The sequence below is a fragment of the Paludibaculum fermentans genome, from assembly GCF_051172195.1.
Lineage (GTDB): Bacteria > Acidobacteriota > Terriglobia > Bryobacterales > Bryobacteraceae > Paludibaculum > Paludibaculum fermentans_A.
Genome location: NZ_JBPJAQ010000030.1, coordinates 1 through 311, shown reverse-complemented (window position 1 = coordinate 311; position 311 = coordinate 1). Strand labels below are relative to the sequence as shown.

At 66.6% G+C, this 311-nt stretch carries 1 protein-coding gene; it reads left to right on the top strand.

The annotated features are described in order from the left end of the window. Window positions 1-17 precede the first annotated feature (17 nt). Window positions 18-311 (top strand): carboxypeptidase-like regulatory domain-containing protein (locus ACR9Y2_RS40325; RefSeq protein WP_435047594.1); only part of this gene is annotated, 294 nt, incomplete at its 3' end.

The window sequence follows — 311 nt, the reverse complement described above, 5'->3', positions numbered from 1 at the left end:
GCTGCTATCCATCTCCGCTGTCCCATCCGCCCGCCCGATCGCGATGCCAGGTCACGGGCCGTGTAATCGATCAACACGGAGCGCCCGTGAAGTTCGCCACAGTCACGGCACTCCGCCTTCACCTGCTCGGCTTGGGACAGGCGGGTCCAACAGGCGGCGCAACCACGCAAGCCGATGGCTCGTTCTGTCTCGCGGGCCTACCGCCGGCTGAGTACTTCCTTCACGCCTCGGCGCGCAGTCGCCCGCTCTCGGCCTCTCCGGCCTGCCTGGATTGCTGCTCAGCCAGCCGCGAATTCCTGCCCGGTGAATAT